Annotated in this window: 6 protein-coding genes; 4 read left to right on the top strand and 2 right to left on the bottom strand. The window is 55.8% G+C overall.

The features are described 5' to 3' along the window. From H8Q75_RS05015 to H8Q75_RS05000, 4 genes are all read left to right on the top strand, one after another. Positions 1-450 (top strand): hypothetical protein (locus tag H8Q75_RS05015; protein WP_297040844.1); only part of this gene is annotated, 450 nt, incomplete at its 5' end. Continuing rightward, positions 447-1,172 (top strand): phosphoribosylformylglycinamidine synthase subunit PurQ, encoded by a 726-nt coding sequence (gene purQ / locus H8Q75_RS05010; protein ID WP_024125194.1) that lies wholly within the window; start codon positions 447-449, stop codon positions 1,170-1,172. The genes H8Q75_RS05015 and purQ, both read left to right, overlap by 4 nt. 28 nt (positions 1,173-1,200) lie before the next feature. Continuing rightward, positions 1,201-1,830: an NAAT family transporter gene (locus H8Q75_RS05005; protein WP_024125195.1), complete on the top strand. Its 630-nt coding sequence runs from the start codon at positions 1,201-1,203 to the stop codon at positions 1,828-1,830. 52 nt (positions 1,831-1,882) lie between these two features. Next, positions 1,883-2,605, top strand: a complete 723-nt coding sequence (locus tag H8Q75_RS05000) for a C40 family peptidase (protein ID WP_024125196.1) — start codon at positions 1,883-1,885, stop codon at positions 2,603-2,605. On the opposite strand, the gene H8Q75_RS04995 is transcribed toward H8Q75_RS05000, so the two are convergent. Both H8Q75_RS04995 and H8Q75_RS04990 read right to left on the bottom strand, forming a co-directional pair. After that, the gene (locus H8Q75_RS04995) at positions 2,588-3,751 is read right to left on the bottom strand and encodes a GuaB3 family IMP dehydrogenase-related protein (protein WP_024125197.1); all 1,164 of its coding nucleotides are present in this window, start codon (positions 3,749-3,751) and stop codon (positions 2,588-2,590) included. The genes H8Q75_RS05000 and H8Q75_RS04995 overlap by 18 nt on opposite strands. A gap of 112 nt (positions 3,752-3,863) precedes the next feature. After that, on the bottom strand, positions 3,864-4,754 hold the full coding sequence (locus H8Q75_RS04990) for a hypothetical protein (protein WP_024125198.1): 891 nt from the start codon (positions 4,752-4,754) through the stop codon (positions 3,864-3,866). Positions 4,755-5,052 lie beyond the last annotated feature (298 nt).

The following is a 5,052-nucleotide window of genomic DNA, read 5'->3' as shown; positions in this document are numbered from 1 at the left end:
GGTGTGGATCAACCGATCGCTGGCCCTGGCATTAGAGTCGAAGGTGCTGCTTGGTGTCTGGCGTCCCACTGGCCGCAGAGAATTCCCCTCTTTGAACTCCCGGAAGCCCATCTGTGGCTGGAAGTGCCCTCTGCCCAAGGGGGAGATCAACTGCTCCTGTGCCGTGCTTTAGTCAAAACCGGGAGCTTGCCCGAGGGGGCACAACTGTTCCTCAGCCGCAGTCAACCCTTGGGTTGGACATTTTCGCGCACGGTTTCCCTCGTGGGCGATCGCGACTGGCATCTGTGCGAAGTGCCTTTTCACCTCAAACCAGAACTCCAGACCCCCGGCTTGATTAAAATTGGGGTGGAATTCATGGGACGCGGTGTGGTCTGGCTACGGGATATTGAGCTGCTCCATGCCCCCGCCAAGTTAAAGCCAATTACTGATGTGATGGATGGATTGCTGTGAGTCATGGCCTAAACGTAGGGATTGTCGTTTTTCCCGGATCTAATTGCGATCGCGATGTGGCCTACGTCACCAGTGAAATTCTCCAGTGGCCCACGCAACTGCTATGGCACGAGGAGACCGATCTGCGGGGTTACGATTTGATTGTGCTGCCGGGGGGCTTTAGTTTTGGCGATTATTTGCGCTGTGGGGCGATCGCCCGCTTCTCACCCATCATGGCCGCCGTCAAAGACCATGCCGCCGCTGGCAAATGGGTGCTCGGCATTTGTAATGGCTTTCAAATTCTGACGGAGGCAAAACTGCTGCCGGGTGCCCTCGTGCGCAATCGGGACTTGCACTTTATTTGCGATCGCGTCCATTTGCGCTTAGAAGCCAAAGAGCGGCCATGGCTACAGGCCTATGGCGATAAGACCGTGATTCGCTTGCCCATTGCCCATGGTGAAGGCTGCTACTATGCCGATCCTGCCACCCTCGCCGAACTGGAAGCCAACCGCCAAGTCCTCTTTCGCTACGCTGATGCCCAAGGGAATGTTACCCCTGAAAGTAATCCCAATGGTTCGCTCAACAATATCGCAGGTATTTGCAATGCTGCCGGCAATGTCTTGGGAATGATGCCCCACCCTGAACGTGCCGCTGACCCTGCCTTGATCAGCTCCCCCAGTGAACATACCCTGGAGGGCCTACAATTGTTTCAGTCACTACTAGGGGCCCCTGTCGGTTGCTAGAGGAACAGTGCTCAGCTAATGCATCTCCATGGAGCCGCTGCTGTCTTATCTGGTGGGAGCGATTGCAGCCCTCTTTCCCATTGTTGATCCCATTGGGGCTATTCCCATTTTCTATGCCCTAACTGCCAAGCAATCTCACCAACGCCGTTGCCAGCAAGCAAAACAGGTGGCCCTCAACGTGGCCGCGGTGCTGACGGTTTTCTTTCTCATGGGAAAAGGGCTGCTTGCCTTCTTTGGCATCTCTCTGCCGGTGGTACGTATTGCTGGTGGCTTGATTGTTAGCCATACTGCTTGGCAGATGGTGACATCTCAGGACCGGTTGACCCATCGGGAGCAAACGGAAGCGGCAGATAAGGCGGACATCTCCCTAACCCCTATGGCTGTTCCCCTCCTCAGCGGCCCGGGGGCGATCGCCATGACCATTAGCCTCTCTACGCGCTGTCATACCTGGCTAGAATATCTAGGGGCGTGGTTGGGGATTTTGTTGTTGAGCGCGATGGTTTACTTCCTTTTGATCTTGGGAGAACCCCTCAGTCAAGCCTGGGGAATTACCGGTCGGGGAGCCTTGACACGACTATTGGGCTTTTTCATTCTGGCGATCGCCGTCCAGTTCATTGCCGATGGCAGTCTGGCGCTCCTCCAACCCTTGTTGCGCTAGCGTACTTCGTCCTCTTGTCAATCTTTCGTCAATCGCTATCCAATCCATCCAAATGCCCATTTTTGCGACCAAGGGTGCCCACGTTTACCAACTGCACCAACTCACGGCAACGGTGAACCTCTACGACGCCTCCAGGGGCGATCGCTTGGCAACCCAAGGGGCAGCAGGACGGTTTCTCTGGGTATCTGCTTTGGCGTCTGAACGGACCCACGTACAACTGGCGGAGGATGAATACTGGGGCTGGTTGGATGCAGAGGATTACTGCCATCTCACACCCGCGACTCAGCCCTATCAACCCATTGCCCGCGATCGCGCGGACATCGAGGCTGTCCTTGAAGAGGTTATTGCCTTTTGCTTGGCGGCACAGCAAGTCCCCCATGAATATCTCTGGGGAGGAACCGTCGCCCCCCACTACGACTGTTCTGGCTTGATGCAGGCCAGTTTTGCCAGTCAAGGCATTTGGCTACCGCGGGATGCTTATCAGCAGGAGGCCTTTGCCACCCCTTTAGGGAGCAACTCGATTGCGGAAACCCTACCCCAACTTCAGCGGGGCGATCTGGTCTTTTTCGGCAGCTGTGAAAAGGCGACCCATGTGGGCCTCTATCTGGGGCAGGGGCAGTATATTCATAGCTCTGGCAAGGAATACGGCCGCAATGGCATTGGCATTGATACCCTCTTCCCCAGTGAGGATCCCGTGAGCATTGCCTATCAGCGGCAGTTTCGCGGTGGTGGCCGCATTGAGTATAGCTATCTGCCCCTAGCGACCCATCCCTAGTTTTTGCGCTTTTTGATAGACCTTACCTTCCGTGAGGAGGGAAGGAGCAATGACGATCTCCACCTGCTGCATTTCCCGCAGATCCTTGGCCCCAAGGGTTCCCATACTGGTTTGCAACGCCCCAAGGAAGTTGTGGGTTCCATCGTCCAACTGGGCAGGTCCCCGCAGAATCTGCTCAAGGGTACCTGTGGTGCCCACATGAATGCGCGTCCCCCGAGGCAGGACAGGACTAGGCGTGGCCATACCCCAGTGATAACCGCGACCGGGGGCTTCTTTAGCACGGGCAAAGGGCGACCCCATCATCACTGCATCTGCGCCGCAGGCAATACATTTGCAGACATCGCCACCGGTGACAAGGCCGCCATCGGCAATCACAGGCACATAGCGTTGCGTCTGTTCAAAATAGGCGTCCCGTGCTGCTGCACAGTCGGCGATCGCCGTCACTTGAGGCACGCCCACCCCAAGCACGCCACGGGAGGTACAGGCCGCCCCTGGACCGATTCCCACCAGAATTGCCGCCGCGCCACAGTGCATAAGACTGAGAGCCACCTCATAGGTGACACAGTTCCCCAAAATAACGGGCATCGGCATCCGCTCACAAAAGGCAGCCAAGTCTAGGGGATCTGTCCCCTCAGGCGCAAGGTGAGCCGGTGAGACAACGGTTGCTTGCACAAAGAGCAAATCCGCCCCTGCCGCTGCCACAACATCACCAAAACGACTGGCCCCCGCTGGAGTTAAACTGACAGCAGCAATCCCCCCTTGGGATTTGATTTCTTGAATGCGTTTTTCAATGAGCTGGGGTTGAATTGGCTGCGCATACAACTGCTGCATCAGGGGCACAAATTCATCCACACTGACGCTGGCAATGCGTTCGAGAATCGGTGCGGGATCTTCGTAGCGGGTTTGAAGCCCCTCAAGATTGAGGACGCCCAGTGCCCCCATTTGGCTGAGTTTGACGGCCATGGTAACATCCACGACCCCATCCATGGCACTGGCAATAATCGGAATTTCCCGTTCAATGGCACCAATGCGCCAGCGGGTATCCACCAATTGAGGATCAAGGGTGCGGTTGCCGGGGACAAGGGCAATTTCATCAATACCGTAGGCGCGGCGGGCGGTGCGATGTCCGCCTAGTTGAATTGTCATGGTGTTCCTCGCAGTTGGTAGGCTAAATGATCAAGTACCGTGTCTGAGTTGTTGTGGACAGTGGAACAAATTTACAAAAATTTACAACACCTTGACAAGCCATGCCTTGGCGCTAGTTCAATGGTGGGTTGGGCGATCGCCGAACCGGGCGAAAGGAAGTCGGACGCGGTGCTGGGGGCGATGAAGCGGCGCGCTGGGGGCGGGCTAGCCGTGCCTTGGCCTTGGCTTTCTTGGACTTCTTGATTTTGCGCGGGGGCAGAATACCCACTGTGGTTGCCTCCTGGACCACTAAACTTGTTCCCTGTCGTTGCACCTGAAAGTCCCAAAAGTACCCCGGCGACTTCATGGGCACGGTTCCTGTGAGTTTCAGTTTGAAGGCTTTGGGTTTTTCGCCCCGCCGGCGCGGCAACTGCTGGATTTTAACGACGACAAAGTTCTTTTCTTGGGAGTTGAAGATCACTTCTCCCCGTACAGAAAAGTAACCGTCATTGACGCCGGGATCCACTGCTGTGGCATTGGCCTGTTGCAGGCGCTCCGGTTCCCATACGCCCACAATTTGCAGGTGCAGTTTCACCGCTGCTTTGTCTTTGTCAGCATTACGGGTGCGAGGGTAGACTACCCAGAGGTGGGGTTCATTCAAGTCGAGATATTTTTTAATCAGGTTCATCACCTGCCCCAAGAGGACGGTTTCAATTTCCACCCCATCCTCGGTAATCATTACCCCTCGGTTGAACTCCTGCTCCGAAGCGGGTACATAGCGACCTCGCACAACCCCGATCGCCCGATATTGCATCCGTTCACTGGGGGGTGGGATGGGTTGGGGGTGGGCAGGAAGATCCGGTTGCCTAGAAATGGGTTCTTCAGGAGCGGCATTGACCTTGGGCAGTGAGCTACCCGCTGCAGCAACACCGAGAATTTCTGGGCGAGGCTTGGTTTCTAAATCAGGGGCAGGCGCTGGGGTCTTCTTGGTGCGGGGGCGCTTGGCCGGCGGTTCAGCAGTCATGGCAATTCTCGCAAACAGTCTAAACACCCATTGAGTAACTGTTCAGATGAACAGGCCACGGCAATTCTCAATTGGGGTACTCTCAATTATGCGTTGCTACTGGGAGCTAAGCAACACTTTTATTCCTGCCAAAATTCCTGCCAAACTTTGAGAACTATGGGGCTGATGGAACGCTCTCAGTTTGGACAATTGCCCCAAAATCGCCAATAATTGCCGCACAGTTGCGCAACAGACCAAGGAGGGCTAAACGATTGGCACGCACTGTCGCATCCTCTGCCATCACCAGCACACTTTCTTC

Source organism: Thermosynechococcus sp. OHK43 (assembly GCF_014466085.1).
GTDB lineage: Bacteria > Cyanobacteriota > Cyanobacteriia > Thermosynechococcales > Thermosynechococcaceae > Thermosynechococcus.
The sequence above is the reverse complement of the archived record's forward strand: the minus strand, read 5'-3'. Positions and strand labels throughout refer to the sequence as shown.